Annotated in this window: 18 protein-coding genes and 1 tRNA gene; 12 read left to right on the top strand and 7 right to left on the bottom strand. The window is 64.6% G+C overall.

Annotation, left to right across the window (positions count from 1 at the left end; translation table 11 throughout):
- Positions 1-16: 16 nt before the first annotated feature.
- Positions 17-928 carry a transglutaminase family protein gene (locus tag IVB45_RS31570; RefSeq protein WP_247358028.1) on the top strand — a complete coding sequence of 304 codons (912 nt, stop codon included), beginning with the start codon at positions 17-19 and terminating at the stop codon, positions 926-928.
- Positions 929-973: 45 nt separating this feature from the next.
- Positions 974-1372 carry a gamma-glutamylcyclotransferase family protein gene (locus IVB45_RS31565; protein WP_247358029.1) on the top strand — a complete coding sequence of 133 codons (399 nt, stop codon included), beginning with the start codon at positions 974-976 and terminating at the stop codon, positions 1370-1372.
- On the opposite strand, the gene IVB45_RS31560 is transcribed toward IVB45_RS31565, so the two are convergent.
- The gene (locus IVB45_RS31560) at positions 1369-1932 is read right to left on the bottom strand and encodes a chlorite dismutase family protein (protein WP_027565299.1); all 564 of its coding nucleotides are present in this window, start codon (positions 1930-1932) and stop codon (positions 1369-1371) included. The two genes, IVB45_RS31565 and IVB45_RS31560, sit on opposite strands and share 4 nt — an antisense overlap.
- 191 nt (positions 1933-2123) lie before the next feature.
- Between IVB45_RS31560 and dnaG the strand changes: the two genes are divergently transcribed.
- The 3 genes from dnaG (at position 2124) to IVB45_RS31545 (ending at position 7249) form a co-directional block, all read left to right on the top strand.
- Complete coding sequence (gene dnaG / locus IVB45_RS31555; RefSeq protein WP_247358030.1) at positions 2124-4133, top strand: DNA primase; 2010 nt, start codon at positions 2124-2126, stop codon at positions 4131-4133.
- Between the two features lie 378 nt (positions 4134-4511).
- Positions 4512-6662, top strand: a complete 2151-nt coding sequence (gene rpoD, locus IVB45_RS31550) for an RNA polymerase sigma factor RpoD (RefSeq protein WP_247358031.1) — start codon at positions 4512-4514, stop codon at positions 6660-6662.
- 209 nt (positions 6663-6871) lie between these two features.
- Complete coding sequence (locus tag IVB45_RS31545) at positions 6872-7249, top strand: DCC1-like thiol-disulfide oxidoreductase family protein (RefSeq protein WP_247358123.1); 378 nt, start codon at positions 6872-6874, stop codon at positions 7247-7249.
- Positions 7250-7267: 18 nt separating this feature from the next.
- On the opposite strand, the gene IVB45_RS31540 is transcribed toward IVB45_RS31545, so the two are convergent.
- Together IVB45_RS31540 and IVB45_RS31535 are read right to left on the bottom strand one after the other, a co-directional pair.
- Positions 7268-7504 (bottom strand): hypothetical protein, encoded by a 237-nt coding sequence (locus tag IVB45_RS31540; protein ID WP_007614643.1) that lies wholly within the window; start codon positions 7502-7504, stop codon positions 7268-7270.
- Between the two features lie 593 nt (positions 7505-8097).
- Positions 8098-9036 carry an OmpA family protein gene (locus IVB45_RS31535; protein ID WP_247358032.1) on the bottom strand — a complete coding sequence of 313 codons (939 nt, stop codon included), beginning with the start codon at positions 9034-9036 and terminating at the stop codon, positions 8098-8100.
- A gap of 175 nt (positions 9037-9211) precedes the next feature.
- Here IVB45_RS31535 and IVB45_RS31530 point away from each other — a divergent pair, with 175 nt between their 5' ends.
- The gene (locus tag IVB45_RS31530) at positions 9212-10018 is read left to right on the top strand and encodes a lytic murein transglycosylase (RefSeq protein ID WP_247358033.1); all 807 of its coding nucleotides are present in this window, start codon (positions 9212-9214) and stop codon (positions 10016-10018) included.
- A gap of 131 nt (positions 10019-10149) precedes the next feature.
- Here the strand turns inward: IVB45_RS31530 and IVB45_RS31525 are convergent, their stop codons facing one another.
- Entirely contained in the window at positions 10150-10986 is an 837-nt protein-coding gene (locus tag IVB45_RS31525) for an SDR family oxidoreductase (RefSeq protein ID WP_247358034.1), read from the bottom strand.
- A gap of 130 nt (positions 10987-11116) precedes the next feature.
- On the opposite strand from IVB45_RS31525, the gene IVB45_RS31520 reads away from it, so the two are divergent.
- From IVB45_RS31520 to IVB45_RS31505, 4 genes are all read left to right on the top strand, one after another.
- Positions 11117-11491, top strand: a complete 375-nt coding sequence (locus IVB45_RS31520; RefSeq protein WP_027520278.1) for a response regulator — start codon at positions 11117-11119, stop codon at positions 11489-11491.
- Between the two features lie 56 nt (positions 11492-11547).
- Positions 11548-12159 (top strand): LysE family translocator, encoded by a 612-nt coding sequence (locus IVB45_RS31515; protein ID WP_247358035.1) that lies wholly within the window; start codon positions 11548-11550, stop codon positions 12157-12159.
- A 581-nt stretch (positions 12160-12740) separates the two neighbouring features.
- Positions 12741-13952 carry a GGDEF domain-containing protein gene (locus tag IVB45_RS31510; RefSeq protein ID WP_247282500.1) on the top strand — a complete coding sequence of 404 codons (1212 nt, stop codon included), beginning with the start codon at positions 12741-12743 and terminating at the stop codon, positions 13950-13952.
- 34 nt (positions 13953-13986) lie between these two features.
- Positions 13987-14613, top strand: a complete 627-nt coding sequence (locus IVB45_RS31505) for a peptidoglycan recognition family protein (protein ID WP_247282499.1) — start codon at positions 13987-13989, stop codon at positions 14611-14613.
- Positions 14614-14617: 4 nt separating this feature from the next.
- On the opposite strand, the gene IVB45_RS31500 is transcribed toward IVB45_RS31505, so the two are convergent.
- The 3 genes from IVB45_RS31500 to IVB45_RS31490 form a co-directional block, all read right to left on the bottom strand.
- On the bottom strand, positions 14618-14959 hold the full coding sequence (locus tag IVB45_RS31500) for a hypothetical protein (protein WP_027565289.1): 342 nt from the start codon (positions 14957-14959) through the stop codon (positions 14618-14620).
- A gap of 188 nt (positions 14960-15147) precedes the next feature.
- The gene (rpoH, locus tag IVB45_RS31495; RefSeq protein WP_007596598.1) at positions 15148-16047 is read right to left on the bottom strand and encodes an RNA polymerase sigma factor RpoH; all 900 of its coding nucleotides are present in this window, start codon (positions 16045-16047) and stop codon (positions 15148-15150) included.
- A gap of 218 nt (positions 16048-16265) precedes the next feature.
- Positions 16266-17273 (bottom strand): RluA family pseudouridine synthase, encoded by a 1008-nt coding sequence (locus IVB45_RS31490; RefSeq protein ID WP_247282498.1) that lies wholly within the window; start codon positions 17271-17273, stop codon positions 16266-16268.
- Here IVB45_RS31490 and IVB45_RS31485 point away from each other — a divergent pair.
- Together IVB45_RS31485 and IVB45_RS31480 are read left to right on the top strand one after the other, a co-directional pair.
- Positions 17272-17616 carry a hypothetical protein gene (locus IVB45_RS31485; protein WP_027565287.1) on the top strand — a complete coding sequence of 115 codons (345 nt, stop codon included), beginning with the start codon at positions 17272-17274 and terminating at the stop codon, positions 17614-17616. The two genes, IVB45_RS31490 and IVB45_RS31485, sit on opposite strands and share 2 nt — an antisense overlap.
- A 228-nt stretch (positions 17617-17844) precedes the next feature.
- Positions 17845-17919, top strand: a tRNA-Glu gene (locus IVB45_RS31480).
- Positions 17920-18002: the final 83 nt, after the last annotated feature.

The following is an 18002-nucleotide window of genomic DNA, read 5'->3' as shown; positions in this document are numbered from 1 at the left end:
CCATGATTGCCTGACGATGCCGCTGCTGACGATTCATCACAAGACCGAATATCGCTACACCCGCCCGGTGGCGTTCGGCGAACACAGGATCATGCTGCGTCCGCGCGACGGGCATGATCTGCGCGTGCTCGACTCCAGGCTCGAGATCTCGCCCGAGCCGATGTCGCTGCACTGGATCCACGACGTGTTCGGCAATTCCGTCGCGATCGCGAATTTCGACGAGCGCGCGGACACGCTGGTCTTCGATTGGCACGTCACCGTCGAGCACAATCCGGTCGAGGAGTTCGCGCTGACGCCGGACGACTCGGCCTATTTCTATCCGTTCGCGTATGATGACGAGGAATTTCCCGACCTCGTCCACTACATCACCCCGCAATACACCGATCCCGACGGCGAGATCGCGGAATGGGCGCGCGGCTTTCTCGACGAGGACGCGCCGACGCCGACCTTCAAGATCCTGAGCGGCATGACCCACGGCATCCGCGAGCGGTTCAAGTACCGCAAGCGCCACGAGCTGGGCACGCAGCATCCGCTCGACACCTTGCAGTCCGGTAGCGGAACCTGCCGCGACTACGCGCTGTTCATGATCGAGGCGCTGCGCCATCTCGGCATCGCCGCACGATTCGTCTCCGGCTACATCTTCCTGCCGGAGGATATCGAGCAGCGCCATGTCGGCGGTGGTTCGACGCATGCCTGGGTGCAGGTCTACCTGCCGAGCGCGGGCTGGATTGAATTCGATCCGACCAACGGCATCGTCGGCACCCGCGACCTCATCCGCGTCGCGGTCGCACGCGATCCGCGCCAGGCGATCCCGCTGCACGGCGTCTATATCGGCGCTGCGGGCGCGTTCGACGCCATGGACGTCACCATCAGGGTGGTGTCGGACGAGCAGCGCAGCGGTGAGAAAGTCGAGGCTGAGGCTTCGTAGATCTGCTGCGATTTGCACGCTGCCGATTGACGGTTATAGAAGGCCATGACCTCCGATCGTCTTTTCGTCTACGGCACGCTGATGCGCGGCTTCGACCATCCGATGGCGCGGTTGCTTGCGGGCCATGCGGATTTTCTGGGTGAAGCGACCTGCCGCGGCCGGCTCGTTCTGGTGAAGCATTATCCGGGGCTGCTGCTCTCCGATGTGCCGTCCGACCGCGTCCACGGCGAACTCTTTCACCTGGGCGTGCCCGACGAGCTGTTGCGCGAGCTCGACATGTACGAGGCCTGCGGCGAGGGCTTTCCGGCGCCGACCGAATATCGGCGCCAGCTGGTCGACGTGACAGGCCCGGACGGCGCGACGGCACCGGCCTGGACCTACATCTACAACTGGCCCGTCACCGATCTGCCGCGCATCGAATCCGGCCGCTTCCTCGATCACTAGGCCGACAGCACTTCCTTCACCGCGCGGACGTCGACCTCGCGCTCGACATAACTCCACTCCTCGGTCCGCCTCAGCATCGCAACCAGCTCCTCGAACAGCGAGGCGTGCGCGGGCGCGAATTCGAACCAGGTCAGAAAATCGAAGGGCCCGCCGAGGTCGCGGCAATGATAGAGCTGGCGCGCAATCGCAGGCAGGAAGCGCAGGCTGCTCGCGATGTGATGCGACTTGTCCTCGAAGATCCTGCGGCGCTCTTCCTGGGTCAGCTCCCACCAGGCCTGCGACTTGCGGATCGGGATCAGCGCCGCGCTGGTCGCTTCCAGCCGGCCGAGGCCGGCCTGCACGGCCGTGAGCTGCTGCTTCTCGGCGCGCTCGGTGTAGCGCAAGTTGCTCGCGGCGCCGACCAGCCGCCAGGCATTGCGCGAGGGCACCAGGGGCAATGCGATGGCCTCGCTGTCGGTGACCGACAGCGCCGGCATGAAGGCGAGGGGTTCGCCCGTCACAGGCGAAATCGAGGTGATGCGCCAACCCCCACTCTGGCCGCCTCGGAAGGTCCTGAACATCGCCCATGGAAGCGTGGAACCGAGGCGGGTTCAAGGCCCCTGGCAGTCGGGCTCACACTCCGCGGGCCCCGGGATGACCGAAGGGCTGTGAACAGCGCGTATAAGCCTGACAAACCTGACTTCTGGACGGGCCGTCCCTATATCCCTGATCCCTTCGCCCGACTCACACGGTTTCGCGTTACACAGAGCCCATGCGCTTCACGCCCCAATTCCTCGACGAGCTGCGTGCCAGGCTTTCGGTCTCCGAAGTCGTGGGCAAGCGCGTCAAGCTGAAGAAGGCGGGGCGGGAGTGGAAGGGGCTGTCGCCGTTCCAGCAGGAAAAGACGCCGTCCTTCTACGTCAACGACCAGAAGGGCTTTTACCACGACTTCTCCTCGGGCAAGCACGGCGACATCATCAGCTTCATGATGGAGACCGAGGGCCTGCCGTTCGCGGAGGCCGTGGAGCGACTCGCCAATATGGCGGGCCTGCCGCTGCCGGCGGTGACGCCGGATGCGGCGCGTCAGGAGCAGCGGCGCCGCTCGCTGCACGACGTGATGGATCTCGCGGCCAAGTTCTTTGCCGAGACGCTGGCCTCGCGCGTAGGCGCCAAGGCGCGGGGCTATCTCGCCGACCGTGCGATCTCGCCGGCGACGCAATTGCAGTTTCGGCTCGGCTATGCGCCACCAGATCGTTTCGCGCTGAAAGAGCATCTCGGTAAGCTCGGCGTCTCCGTCGACGACATGGTCGAGACCGGCATGCTGGTGGCCGGCAACTACATCCCCGTGCCCTATGACCGCTTCCGCGACCGCGTGATGTTTCCGATCACGGATTTGCGCGGCCGCGTCATCGCCTTCGGCGGCCGCGCGCTGGAGAAGGACGTTCCGGCCAAGTACCTGAATTCGCCGGAGACGCCGCTCTTCCACAAGGGCGACAATCTCTACAACCACCAGACGGCGCGCAAAGCCACCCATGACGGCAGCGCCCTGGTCGTGGTCGAGGGCTATGTCGACGTCATTGCCATGGTCACCGCGGGCTTTGCCGGCAGCGTGGCGCCGCTCGGCACCGCGCTTACCGAAAACCAGCTCGCGCTGCTCTGGAAGATGGCGGACGAGCCGATCCTCTGCTTCGATGGCGACCGCGCCGGCCAGAAGGCGGCGTATCGTGCCGCGGACCTCGCCTTGCCCTTCCTCGCGCCCGGCAAGAGTCTTCGTTTTGCGCTGCTGCCGGAAGGGCAGGACCCCGACGATCTCGTGCGCTCCGGCGGTCGCGGCGCGATCGAGGAGGTGATCGCGGCGGCGCGTCCGCTCGCCGAGATGATCTGGTCGCGCGAGCTCGAAGGCGGCAATTTCGCCACGCCCGAGCGCCGCGCCGCGCTGGAGGCGCGCATCAAGGAGCTCTCCAACGGCATCCGCGACGAGGTGGTGCGGCGCTATTACCGGCAGGATCTCGCCGAGCGGCTCCAGCGCGCCTTTGCCCCCGAAGGCGGACGCGGCGGCTTTGGTGGCGGCCGTGGCAATTTCCGCCCCGGCCCCGGTCGCCAGTTCCAGCCCCGCGGTGGGGGAGGCGCGAATCGATTCGGCGGTCAGGGATTTGGCGGCCGCCGCGGCCCGCCCGGTCCGATCCAGCTGCCCTCCGGGCCCTACCAGGCGGCGAGCGCGCAGCTCGCGGCAAGCCCGATCATGCGCGGCCAGCGCAGCGCCATCTCCCGCCGGGAGGCCCTGATCCTGCAGATCCTGATCAACCACCCCTGGCTGCTGCACGATCACCTCGAGGAGGTCGCGGCCCTGGAGCTCGCTCATCCCGAGGTCCATAAGCTCAGGGCCGGCATCATCGCCGCCTTTGCCAACGACCATCACCATTCGCCGGACCCCGGGGAGCTCGCCGAGAAGATGCGCAGCGACCTCGAGAAGGGCGGATTTTTGCAGGCCCTTCAAAGGGTTGAGGGCGGTATCACGACCGCGGCGGTGTGGGGCGCCCGCGAGGGCGCCGCACGGGACGACGTTCTCTCCACCTGGCATCAGCTGGTCGCCTTGCATCGGCAGTACCATTCACTACTTAGAGAGCTGAAAGACGCCGAGCTGGCCTTGGGGGAGGATCCCAGCGAGGCCAACATGGCGTGGCTGCGCGACGTCAAGGCTCGGATAGGCGAAGTCGATGGCACCGAGGCCCTGATCGAGGGTTTTGGCGAGCTGTCGGGCCGGTTCCAGAAGAGCGTGTGATGGAAAGAATCATGCGGACGGCCGGTGCCGGAACCGCTAAAAGACTCGCCAAATCCGAGGTTTGGCGGCAAAAACAGGGTTAATCGAGGCTTAACGGTCTTGTAGCACTTTGGCCACCAGGCGGCCGCAGGCAGAACAGACGCGTCAGGAATGAATCCGCGCAATTGCTGTTGGCACTACACCTGCATCCGCTGCGACAAAGAGGCTCTACGAAGCGTTAGGCAAATCCGGCGAGTGAAAGGTCGGGGGTGGCGACAAGAGGTCCGCGCCGCCCTTTCCGTGTCGAGATCTGACGAAGCGAGAGCATCGAGCAACAGGTTCAAGTGATTTCACGCGGGCGCGGCGAACGTCTGTGTGAAACGCGTTTAGGAGCAATGGATGGCCACCAAGGCAAAGACGCTGCAGGCGAAGGACAAGGAAAAAGACGACAAGGCAGCGGACGCGCCGGAGAAGGACTCCCAGGACGCGCCCTCGCCGTTGCTCGATCTGTCCGACGCGGCCGTGAAGAAGATGATCAAGCAGGCCAAGAAGCGCGGCTTCGTGACCTTCGATCAGCTCAACGAAGTTTTGCCGTCCGACCAGACCTCTCCCGAGCAGATCGAGGACATCATGTCCATGCTCTCGGACATGGGCATCAACGTCACCGAAGCCGACGATAGCGAAGGCGAGGAGGACAAGGACGAGGGCAGCGAGGACGAGACCGACAACGAACTCGTCGAAGTCACCCAGAAGGCCGTCACCGAGGTCAAGAAGAGCGAGCCGGGCGAGCGCACCGACGATCCCGTGCGCATGTATCTGCGCGAGATGGGCACCGTCGAGCTGCTGTCGCGCGAAGGCGAAATCGCGATTGCCAAGCGCATCGAGGCCGGCCGCGAGGCGATGATCGCAGGGCTGTGCGAAAGCCCGCTGACCTTCCAGGCCATCATCATCTGGCGCGACGAGCTCAACGAAGGAAAGATCTTCCTTCGTGACATCATCGATCTCGAAGCCACCTATGCCGGGCCCGATGCCAAGGCCGGCATGAACAATGCGATGATCGCCGGTCCGAACGGCGAGACCGGTGAAGCGACGGCCGAAGGCAGCCAGGCCACCGGTGCCGCGCCCGCGCATGTCGCCCCGCCCGCCGCACCGCCGGCGCCGACCCCGTTCCGCGCCGCGCCTGCGCCCGGCAATGCCGGCGACGCCGCGAAGGATCCGGCGGAGTCCGCCGCCGAAGCCGACATGGACGAGGACGACGAGTTCGAGAACCAGATGTCGCTTGCGGCGATCGAGGCCGAGCTCAAGCCGAAGGTCGTCGAGATCTTCGACAAGATCGCCGACAGCTACAAGAAGCTGCGCAAGCTGCAAGAGCAGGACATCCAGAACCAGCTCGAGAGCACCTCGCACGGCCCTTCGCTCTCGCCGCACCAGGAGCGCAAATACCGCAAGCTCAAGGACGAGATCATCGTCGAGGTGAAGTCGCTGCGCCTGAACCAGGCGCGTATCGACTCGCTGGTCGAGCAGCTCTACGACATCAACAAGCGCCTCGTCTCGCATGAGGGCCGCCTGATGCGCCTTGCCGACAGCCACGGCGTCGCGCGCGAGGACTTCCTGCGCAACTACACCGGCTCGGAGCTCGATCCGCGCTGGCTCAACCGTGTCTCGAAGCTGTCGGCCAAGGGCTGGAAGAACTTCGTCCATCACGAGAAGGACCGCATCAAGGACCTCCGCCACGAGGTGCATCAGCTCGCGGCGCTGACCGGCTTGGAGATCATCGAGTTCCGCAAGATCGTGCACTCGGTGCAGAAGGGCGAGCGCGAAGCCCGCCAGGCCAAGAAGGAGATGGTGGAAGCCAACCTCCGTCTCGTGATCTCGATCGCCAAGAAATACACCAACCGCGGCCTGCAGTTCCTTGACCTGATCCAGGAAGGCAACATCGGCCTGATGAAGGCGGTCGACAAGTTCGAGTACCGCCGCGGTTACAAGTTCTCGACCTACGCCACGTGGTGGATCCGGCAGGCGATCACCCGCTCGATCGCCGACCAGGCGCGCACCATCCGCATCCCCGTGCACATGATCGAGACGATCAACAAGATCGTTCGCACCTCGCGCCAGATGCTCAACGAGATCGGCCGCGAGCCGACCCCGGAAGAGCTGGCCGAGAAGCTCGGCATGCCGCTGGAGAAAGTGCGAAAAGTCCTCAAGATCGCCAAGGAGCCTTTGTCGCTGGAGACGCCGGTCGGTGACGAAGAGGATTCACACCTCGGCGATTTCATCGAGGACAAGAACGCGATCCTGCCGATCGACGCCGCGATCCAGTCGAACCTGCGCGAGACCACCACGCGCGTGCTGGCCTCGCTCACCCCGCGCGAAGAACGCGTGCTGCGCATGCGCTTCGGCATCGGCATGAACACCGACCACACGCTGGAAGAAGTCGGCCAGCAGTTCTCGGTGACGAGAGAGCGTATTCGCCAGATCGAGGCGAAGGCCCTGCGCAAGCTGAAGCATCCGTCGCGGTCGCGGAAGCTGCGGTCGTTCCTCGATAACTAGTTCAAACGCCACTTGGCGGTCTGTTGAAACAAGAACGGCGGGCGAAAGCCCGCCGTTTTCGTTCAAGCCTACTTCGACAGCGTTCAGCCCAAAGAGGCTGATCTGCTTTTTTGGAATATACATCCGGCGAGAGAGCCGCATCGATCCTGGAATTCTGGGTGCATGGCTCCAGCCTCGACGTTACACAGATCGACATCTATGCTTCGATGATGCCGGCCCACCTCACCGTCTGGTACAACACCCGCTGCCCCGTCTGCGATGCCGGCATCGACTGGCAGCGCAACAAGCTGTTGGCGTTGGTGCGCGCGGGCACGATCGAATTCAGGGATATCAACGAGCAGCCCGATGCGCTGGCGCACTTTGGCGCCACGCTCGACGACGTCAGGCGCCGCCTGCATGCGACCGATGAGGCTGACCGACTTATCGTCGGCGCGGATGTCGCGATTGCGCTGTGGAGGCTGACGCCGGGGGAGGGGTGGCTTGCGGGGTTGTTCGGCAATCGCGCGGCGCTGCCGTTCACCCGGTTCTTCTATGACCGGTTTGCCGATCTGCTGTTTGCCTGGAACAGGCGGAGCGGGCGCTGGTGAGCGCCTGCCTGGATCGACCTACTTCTTCTTCGCGCCGACGCGCTCGAGGTTCTTGATCTCCAGCGCCGGACGGCCGGATTTTTCGGCGATCTCGCGGTCCTGCTCCATGATGTAGGCGCGGGCCGGCTCGTCGCCGTCGAGGCCGCCGAGCAATTCGGCGGGGACGCGCCGGTTGGAGCGTTGGGAGCCGTCTTCATAGAAGACGTTGAAAAAGGCGAATTCGCCCTTGGGATTGGTTCCGGGTTTTTTGGCCATGGCCGGCTTTTCGTCGATCAGGGGGCCATAGTCAAATGACTTTGGCAGGCTTCCGGAGGCCGGTGCCCGGCCCTGCAGCGGCAGAACCGCCTGCGATCGATCGACGAGCCCGTTTGCGAGGCGCCTGGCTGTCGGGTGGAACGTCGAGCGCTTCGTAAAACCCGATGCGCTCCTTCGAGGAGACCCTTGTCTCACCCTTGCCTCAACAAACGGCGGGCCGCGAAGCCCGCCGTTTATTTTGGTCTTCAGTGTCGCCCGGGCTGGCGGGGCGACAACCTAGAATAGAAGTTTATAACCGGCGCCATGCCGTGGCAAGGCAAATCGTTGGCGCTGCGATGTCGTAGCGAACGCATCAGATATGCAGCGGTCGCGACATCGCGTTTCGATCAGCGCTAAAGCAATTGCTTGGATGGCCAAATCACTTTGTTCATATTTCCTGCTCTCGCAAAGAGACCGGCGCGCGCCTTGTTAGAAAACGCGTTTGCCTGCACGTATTTCCGCGTGCGTGCAGAAGTTGCGCTGACTAACATATGTTAATCCGTTTTCGCCTTCGCATTGTTCCCATCATGCTGCGCGCGCAGCATGCACCAATCTCACGGCGCCACCAGCTCCACGCGCCGATTGAGCGCGCGGCCGGTGTCCGTTGCGTTCGGGCCGACCGGCGCCAGCAATCCAACGCCGGCCGTGCGCAATCGCGTCGGCGCGATGCGAAAGTTCTTCACCAGCTCGGCTGCGACGGCTTCGGCGCGGCGCTTTGACAGGTCGAGATTGTACTCATAGGCGCCTTGGCTGTCGGTGTGGCCGACGATGAAGACGTTGAGCTGCGGCTGGTTCGTCAGCAGCTTTGCGATCTGCTCCAGCGTCGGGCGGCTTTCCGGTTTGAGCACGGCCTTGTCGGTGTCGAAATAGATGCCGTAGAGCGCGATGTGGCCGGTCTTGCCAAGCCCTTTCGCCATTGCGGCGGCATCCACCATCTTGTTCGCGATGGCGCCGAGCTCGGCGACGGTGACCTGCGCCGTGATGTCCTGATTGTTCTGGCTGACCAGGACGCTGGCAAAGGTCTCGCGCCCGCCCTCGATCTTGAGGCCGGCGTAGTAACGATAGTTGAAACCATCGACCCACATCTGCGGGACCGGCAGCGTGTCGACGGCTTCGGTAAAGGGAATGGCGCCGCAGGCATCGGTGTCGCAGGCGAGCAGGGTCTCGAAGCCGGCTTTCGCAAGCTGCGTCTCGAAATTGCGCGACACTTCCAGGATCGAGGGGCCGGGATTGGTGCGATAGGCGATGCGAAAGACGCGGCCCTCGAGCCGCCGGGCATCGACGGGCTGGCCGTCCTTGAAGGGAGCCGCCTGCATCCGCGCCGCGTCAAAATCCTTCATCACATAGCCGGTGATGACGCTACCGGCGAACCGGCCGATGCCGGGATAGTCGCGGCTACCCGCGACATCGCGTGTCTGCGCGGGAGCGGCAGTCAGGGTGAGGGAGAGCAAGGCGAGGACGGCGAGGATCCGGCGCGACATGGACATGAGCATGGAGATCCGCATAGGCATGGTCATCTCGATCGGTTGGGGAGGGGGCGAGCGCATTTGATTTGTCGCAGGCAGGCAGCGATCGGTTCTGGCGAGGATTTGCCGCTTTGACGCGAATCCGGTTCCCGGGCATGATCGCGCGCTGCTCTCCCGCCCATTCCCTGTAGGATTCATCCGAATGTCGAAATACGCCTTGGCCATCGCCTTCATCGCCTGTCTGGCCGGCGGATCGGCGCAAGCCGCGCGCTGCGGCGGAGACTTCAACAGCTTTGTCGCCAGCATGACCGCGGAAGCGCAAGCTGCCGGCGTCTCGGCGAGCGTGACCAGCGCGGCGCTCAGCGGTGTGCAGCAGGATGGCGCGGTGCTCGCCTTCGACCGACGCCAGCGCTACACCTTCAACAAGAGCTTTGAGCAGTACGTCTCGACCCGGGTCGGCCCCGGCCGCATCAATGGCGGCAAGGCGCTGTTGCAGCGCCATGCCGCGCTGCTGTCGCGCATCGAGCAGCAGTTCGGCGTGCCCCGATATATCCTGGTCGCGATCTGGGGCCTGGAGAGCGATTTCGGCAAGGGCGACATCGGCAAGCTGCCGGTGGTCCGCACGCTGGCGACGCTGGCGCATGATTGCCGCCGCACCGAGCTATTCCAGGGCGAGCTGCTTGCGGCGCTGAAGATCGTGCAGCGCGGTGACCTGCCGCTGCGCGACCTCATTGGCGCCTATGCCGGCGAAATCGGCCAGACCCAGTTCTTGCCGTCCTCCTACATCAAGTACGGCGTCGATTTCGACGGCGACGGCCACGTCGATCTCCGCCACAGCGTCCCCGACGTGCTCGCCTCGACTGCGAACCTTCTCCACACCAGCGGCTTCAAGATGGGCCAGCCCTACGGCGAAGGCACCGCAAATTTCGAGGCCATGCGCGAATGGAATAGAGCGGTGATCTATCGCAAGACGATCGGGTATTTTGCCGATCGGCTGGCGGGGCAGTGAGGGGGAGCTAACCACAGTCGTCATTGCGAGCGCAGCGAAGCAATCCAGAATCTTTCCGTGGAGACGGTCTGGAATGCTTCGTCGCTGCGCTCCTCGCGATGACGAGCGGAGACAGTGCCGCGCCCCCTGACCTACTTCGCCAGCCCCTTCGCCATCCTCTCCAGCTTGCGCTGCAACGGTGCCCAGTACGTTGCCGGGCGGAAGCGCTGCAGGAGATCCATGAAGCGGGCGTCGTTGCCGATCAGGATGCGCGGCTCGTTTCTCTCGATGCCCTTGATGATGCGCAGCGCGGCATCTCTCGGCGTGGTCTTTGCCGCGTTCTCGAACCGCTCGATCGATTGCGACCGGCGTGCGTTGTCGGTAACGCCGACCCCGGTGCGAGAATTGCGGGCGATGGCGGTGGCGACGCCGCCGGGATGCACGACCGACAGCCTGACAGGGCTGCCCGCGACTGCAAGCTCGTGCCGCACGCTCTCGGAAAAGCCGCGCACCGCGAATTTCGCCGCAGCATAGGCCGACTGTCCGGGCGGGGCGATGATGCCGAAGATCGAGGACAGGTTGACGATGTGCGCCTCGCCCAGCGTCTTCAGATGCGGCAGGAAGGCGCGCGTGCCGTGCACGACGCCCCAGAAATTGATGTCGAACAGCCAGTCCATCTGCGCCTGGTCGATCTCATCGAACGAGCCCATCAGCGCCACGCCGGCATTGTTGACGACGATGCCGAGCGCGGGATGCGCGATGGTCGCCTGCCGCGCGAACTGCGCGATATCGTCGGGCTCGCTGACGTCGACGCGATGCAGGCTGACCTTGCATGCGGCTCCGATCTCGGCCGCGAGCGTCTTCAGCCCGGGCTCGTCGCGATCGGCGAGCGCGAGATCGCAGCCCCGCCGCGCAAGCTCGATCGCCAGCGCGCGGCCGATGCCGCTTGCCGCTCCGGTGATGGCGGCGGCGCCGCGGATTGCAGTCATGATGATCCCCCCGTCGAGCCTCTCGAGCGGAACTATGATTTACATTTTTTCATATTGGAACCGAACCGCATGGCGGTTCCCACCTTAACCTACGTTACTTGATGAAGACAGGCAGCATTGGGAGCCGCCGATGGGACAAGCACAGCCATTTCGCGCCACCGCACTGATCGTGGAAGACGACCTCATGCAGAGGGAGATGCTCAGTCTTCTTCTCGAAGAAAGCGGCTACGACGTCATTCAGTGCGAGAGCGCCGAGGCGGCCGAGCTTGTGCTGGAGAAGAGCGCCGGCGCGCTCTGCCTGATGATGACCGACGTGCAACTCGCCGGCCGCATGAACGGCGTCGAGCTCGCGCATGTCGCCAAGGACCGCAACCCGAAGCTCGACATCGTCGTCACCTCCGGCCGCCCCTTGATGCAGCCCTTGCCGAACGGCGCAAAGTTCTGGGCCAAGCCCTGGGCGCCGCTCGACGTGCTCCGCGAGGCCGAGATCGCGCAGCTGTCCTGACGGTCGATCCGGCAGGCCGGCTTTCGTGGTCCGGGGCGCGGTGATAAGGTCGGTCCATGACCTTGTCCTTCCTGCTCACCTCGCTCATCGTCGTCGCCTCGCCCGGCACCGGCATGCTCTACACGCTGGCGGCCGCGCTGACCCGCGGCTCGCGCGCGAGCATCGCGGCCGCGTTCGGCTGCACCCTCGGGATCGTGCCGCACATGACGGCCGCGATGCTGGGGCTCGCCGCCGTGCTCCACACCAGCGCGCTCGCCTTCGCCGCGCTGAAATGGTGCGGCGTCGCCTATCTGCTCTACATGTCCTGGCAGGCGCTGCGCGAGACCGGGGCGCTGGCGGTGGACGGCGAGATCCGCGAGCGTTCGGCCGGCCGGGTGATCGTGACCGGCTTTCTGATCAACATCCTCAATCCGAAGCTGTCGATCTTCTTCCTCGCCTTTCTGCCGCAGTTCATCGCCGCGGACGAGGGCCATGTGCTGGCGCGGATGCTGGAATTGAGCGGCGCCTTCATGGCGATGACGTTTGCGGTGTTCGTGGTCTACGGGCTCTGCGCAGCCTCGGTGCGCGAGCGCGTCATCTCCCGCCCGCGCGTCATGGCCTGGCTGCGCCGGAGTTTTGCCGCCGGCTTCGCCGCGCTCGGCGCCAAGCTGGCCTTCGCGGAGCGATAGCTTCTCCAGCCAATCAACGCGGGAGCCAATAAAAAAGCGGGCCTTGCGCCCGCCATCTTCCAACTCAGAACCCTCACCCGACGCCCGGGCGGAGCGAGCTCCACCCGGGCAAAGAATAAGAAGCCTCGTTACTTCTTCTTCGCTGCCTTCTTGGCCTTCTTCTTCGTCGCCTTCTTCGCCTTCTTCGCTTTCTTAGCCATAGGATCCTCTTCAGGGTTAATGGTGAAACGCGACACGAGGGATGCTCGGCGGAGGGCCAGCCTCGCAACATCCTCGATGACAAGCTCAGCAGATTCGCGCGCTTCTGCCCCGCGCTGTCACATCGGTGTCATCGCGTTATCCACAGCTCAGATGCATTTTCGGGTGATTTTGGCTCGCGAATCCGGCGGCGTCGGCATGCCTAACGATCCGACAATGCGCCGGCCGTTCATGAATCCAAAACCAAAGGCATGCTTTCGCGGATCGCAGTGAGACTCCGTTAAGCGCGACGGCCGCATTGTCTCCGCAAGAAAACGGGGACGGGTCATGGACGGACAGCTGGCAGGGACAGAGGGCGCGATGCTGCGCTTGTGGCGCGCGCCATGCTGAACGTGCCGACACTCTGGACCGTGTTCGTCGTCAACTTCCTGGCGCTCGGCCTGATCTGGGCCTACGTGACGCGCTCCTATCCGAAATTCGCGGCCGCACGGTTCTGGATGGCATCGTGCTTCGTCGGCGCGACCGGCACGATGGCGGCCTTGATCCGCCTTTTCGTCGTCTCGCCTGTCCCGCTTCTGCTCGGAGCCGCCGGCGTCATCGCGGCGAGCTGCCTTGCCGCCATGGGCATTCAGCGCTTCTACGGGCAACCGGTGTCCTGGCGCGTCATGGCCGCCACCGGAATTCTCAGCCTTGGCGGCGTCGTGTTCTTCATGGTCGCATACGATCACATGCAGCTGCGCATGCTCAGCTACTCGCTCGGTCAGGGGCTGCCGCTGGCGCTGTCGCTGCGTTTGCTGCTGTCGCCGCCGGAAGGCCGCGCCAGCCCGGGAGCCCGGCTCTCCGGCATCGTGATCATCACCATCATCGCGATCTTCGCGGCCCGTGCGATCGGCAATCTGCTCGGCGGCGATTTCTCGTCGGTCGCCGGCGGGCAGTCTCATGCCGTCATGGTGCTGGGCCTGCTGTTCCTCTCGATGACGCTCAATTTCGGTTTCCTGCTGATGGCGATGGACCGCCTGCGCAACGAGGTTGCCGACCTCGCGCTGCTCGACGATCTCACCGGTGTCGCCAACCGGCGGCACCTGTTGCAGCGGCTGGGTGAAGAATGCGCCCGCTCCGAGCGCAGCAGCGAGCCGTTCTCGCTGCTGGTGATCGATCTCGACGGCTTCAAGACCATCAACGACACCCACGGCCATGCCGCGGGCGATGCCTGCCTCCAGCACTTCACCCTGATGGCGCAGACGCGCTTGAGGCCCGGCGACATGCTCGCCCGCACCGGTGGCGACGAATTCTGCGTCGTGCTGCCGTCGTCGACCTTGCGCGAGGCGGCTGCGATCGCCCGCCGCGTGCTCGAGGTCTGCCGCCAGGATGCCGTCAACTGCACCGGCATCGACATTCCGATCGCGATCTCGATCGGGGTGGCGCAGTGGGACCGCGGCGTCGGCCAGTTTCCGGACCGCCTGATCGCGCATGCCGACCACGCGCTCTATGCCGCCAAGAAGAACGGCAAGAACGACTTTGCCGTCCACGATCCGGCGCCGCCGCTCATGCCTGACCCGGTCGGTCCCGGCGAGGCCTTGCGCAAATTCGCGTAAGGGCGTGCTAACGTCAGGTCCGCACTGGACCCGCATGATGATCTCTCGCCTGCTCGCGGCCGTTCTCGCCGCTCTCATTCTGATCGCACCTGCCGCTGCGACCGACGCCGAGCTCGCTAAGCTCGCGCGCGCCTCCGGCACGCCCGACATTCCCGGCCTGAAGATGGTGTGGCTGGCGCCATGGGGCGACGTCGGCAACGCAAAACCGTGGCGTAACATCATCGTGCACCAGACCGAGGGACCGGCCGGCTCGGCGCGGGGCGGTGCCGAGGTGCAAGCGAAGAATCCCACGCGTCGCGGCGTCACATTGTGGGTCGAGACCGACGGCACCGTCTATTGGGCGGTCGCGGAAAACCTGGTGCCGACCCATGGCGACGGCGCCAACCGCAACGACAACAAATACATCGACAACAAGCCGACCTATCGCCAGGTGGTGCGCGACAATTCGATCGGCGTCGAGTTCGCCGGCAACTATCCCGACGTCACGACGGGACCGACCGCGGCGCAGGTCGCGGCATGGAAGATCCTCGTCCAGATCCTGCGCGCGCGCTACGGCATCCCGCTCGACCACGTCTATGCGCACAATTGGATCGACTACAAGGACGCCCGCTATTGCGAAGGCTGCTGGCTCGCGACGCTGGCGCGGATTTGGGGGGAGTGACGAGCTACACCGGTTGCGACATCCAGCCGAACAGCCGCCGGATCAAGCCCGGTCGCCGCGGCAGTTCCGGCGGGTCATCCACCGCCAGCACGCGTTTGAAGAAGTAGTCCAGGAACACCATGTCGTTCGGCTCAGTGACCGTGAATGTCTCGTCGCCGAAGTAGACGCTGTAATTGAAGAAGAACGGACCCATGAGCGGGATCGTCGCGGTCGAGGCGTAGTCCTTCGAGATCACGAACTCCGACGGCTCGAGCCCGTGGTCGCGCATGGCCTGCTCGACCAGCGGCAGCTTGCGCATGAACTGGGCGGAGAAGCCGCCGACGGTGGATTGCAGAATGATCGACACGGGTGGTGTCCGTTCTCTTGATGCTGTCGGCCCGATGCTTTTGGTCGGTCGACCGGCAGCGCGGGTTCAAGATGCCTGGTCCGCGTCCCCGCGAACATGCTGCGCCTCACACGCAAACAAAAAAGCCGGCGTTGCCGCCGGCTTTTTGTCTCTTGTCGATCCGCCAATCTCTGGCGCTGAACCCGCGCTTAGAGCGCGGCTTCCAGCGCGGCCTGTTCGGCTTTTGCGATCGTGCCCTTGACCGCGGACTGCACCTTCTCGAAGGCGCGGACCTCGATCTGGCGGACGCGCTCGCGCGACACGCCGAACTCGGCAGCAAGGTCTTCCAGCGTCATCGGCTCATCGGCGAGGCGGCGGGCCTCGAAGATGCGGCGTTCGCGCGGGTTGAGCACGCCCATGGCGCCGTTCAGGGCGTCACGGCGATGATCATACTCCTCGTGCTCGGCCAGCATGGCTTCCTGGTTGGGCGAATTGTCGACCAGCCAGTCCTGCCATTCGCCGGCTTCGCCGTCGTCGCGGATCGGTGCGTTGAGCGACGCGTCGCCACCGAGGCGGCGGTTCATGTCGACCACGTCCTGAGCCGTGACGCCGAGACGCTTGGCAATGATGGCCACCTGGTCGGGGCGGAGATCGCCTTCGTCCAGCGCGGAAATCTTGCTCTTCGCCTTGCGCAGGTTGAAGAACAGCTTCTTCTGGTTCGCGGTGGTGCCCATCTTCACGAGCGACCACGAACGCAGGATGTACTCTTGAATCGACGCCTTGATCCACCACATCGCGTAGGTAGCGAGACGGAAGCCCTTCTCGGGCTCGAACCGCTTCACTGCCTGCATCAGGCCGACATTGCCTTCCGAGACGACCTCGGAGATCGGCAGGCCGTAGCCGCGATAGCCCATGGCGATCTTGGCCACGAGACGGAGATGGCTGGTGACGAGTTGGTGCGCGGCGTCACGATCATCGTGCTCGCGCCAACGCTTGGCGAGCATGTATTCCTGCTGGGGTTCCAGCATCGGAAACTTGCGGATTTCGCCGAGGTAACGGGAAAGGCCGGATTCGCCATTAAGGACCGGCAGGGTAGCTGTACGGGCCATAGTGCGCCCTCCAAACAGGTTCAGGCCCCCGATAGCGGCGGGCCAGGCAGACGACCGCTTGGTTAAAGCCGATCGGTGCTGCGATGTTCCGCGTTGGTCTTCAACGCAAGCGCAATATACTCCATCGGGAGGCAAAAAGGGAAGGATTGCTGACGTCACGTCCCCGTGTGGCAGCTATAACTTTTTGTAATGTAAAGCATTTCTGAAAGCGGCCTGCGTCATAGCGCCGCTTTCAGGGCCCCCTGGAGGAGAAGCAAATCCTCCGGCAGAGGCGCCTCCCAGTGGAGTAATTCTCCAGTTCTCGGGTGCTCCAATACCAGCAGGTAAGCGTGCAGGGCCTGCCGGCCCAGCGCAGCCAGGACGGCCTGCGACTCGGGGCTCAGCTGGCTTGCCTTGGTCTTGAAGTGCGGGCCGTAGACGGCGTCGCCCATCAGGGGGTGGCCGATATGGGCGAGATGGACGCGGATCTGGTGGGTGCGCCCGGTCTCGAGCTCGCAGGCGAGCAGCGTCGCGATCGGCTTGCCGTCGCGCCCGGCAAAACTCTCCAGAAGCTCCCAATGCGTCACCGCCTCGCGGCCGCCCTGGCGCACCGCCATCTTCTCGCGCGCATGCGGGTGGCGGTCGATCGGCGCGTCCACGGTGCCGCGATGGCGGCCCGGCAGCCCCCAGGCGAAAGCCATGTAGCCGCGCCGCATCGGCCCGGTGCGGCCGTGGTCGGCGAATTGCGCGGTGAGCGAGGCATGCGCGAGGTCGTTCTTGGCGACCACCATCAACCCCGTGGTGTCCTTGTCCAGCCGGTGCACGATGCCGGGCCGGCGCACCCCGCCGATACCCGACAGCGATGAGCCGCAATGGGCGATCAGCGCATTGACCAACGTGCCGGTCTCGTGGCCCGCCGCGGGATGCACCACCAGCCCCTTCGGCTTGTTGAGGACGACGATGTCGTCGTCCTCGAACACGATGTCGAGGGCGATATCCTCGCCTTTCGGCTCCGGCGGGGCCGCTTCCGGCACGTCGATTGTGATCGTATCGCCGGAGGCGACGTGATAAGCGGGGTCCCGGATCGCGGCGTCCCTGAGGCTCACCGCGCCCGCCAGAATCAAGGCTTTCAGCCTCGATCGCGACAGCTCGGCAAGGTGCGTCGCCAGCACGCGGTCGAGCCGGGTCGATCCCTCGGAGCCTTCGACGACAACCTCCAACCTTTGCGCAGAGCCAGAATTTTCCATGACGACGTCTGATACCGTTGTTCCCGAACCGAGCCCCGAGCAGGCTGCATTGTTCGCGCGGGTGCGGCGGATGATGCTGATCGCGGGGCTGACCACGGCGCTGGCAATCTGCGCCGTGCTGATCGCGGTGGGCTACCGCCTTTTCAAGTCGGAGGGAAGGGCGCCCGAGCCGGCAGGCGACGTCATTGCCACCCTGCCGAAGGGCGCCAAAATTGTCTCGAGCGGCGTCGCCGGCGACCGGCTCGTGATCACGCTCGACGTCGGCGGCGTCACCGAGATCCGCACCTTCGATGCCCACACCTTGCGGCCGGCCGGAAAGCTGAAATTCGCCAATGAGCCGTAAGGCGGGGCTGGGGCGCGGAACCCGCCTCAGCCGTCGTCCTGGCGAAAGCCAGGGCCCATAACCACCGAAACCCGGTTGCGTGAACGAGATCGTTACTCGGTTCGCCTTAACCATCGCCACACGGGGCGATGGGTCTGAACTTCGCCAGGACGACGCCGATTGGGCGTTTGAATCCCCTCGATCCCCGCTTGCCGCCGGCAAAATTCGAGGCTATGTCCTCTCCCTCACGCTCCCTTCGTCTAGCGGTTAGGACGCGGCCCTCTCAAGGCTGAAACAGGGGTTCGATTCCCCTAGGGAGCGCCATTTTTCCTGCCAGACTGGGCACTTCGAATACCGGCCATTTCCGCTTGTAGCCCCAACCGGCGTGCGCAGTTCGCACGGCTCGG

It is taken from the genome of Bradyrhizobium sp. 4 (assembly GCF_023100905.1).
GTDB lineage: Bacteria > Pseudomonadota > Alphaproteobacteria > Rhizobiales > Xanthobacteraceae > Bradyrhizobium.
This window is presented reverse-complemented; position numbering and strand designations above follow the sequence as displayed.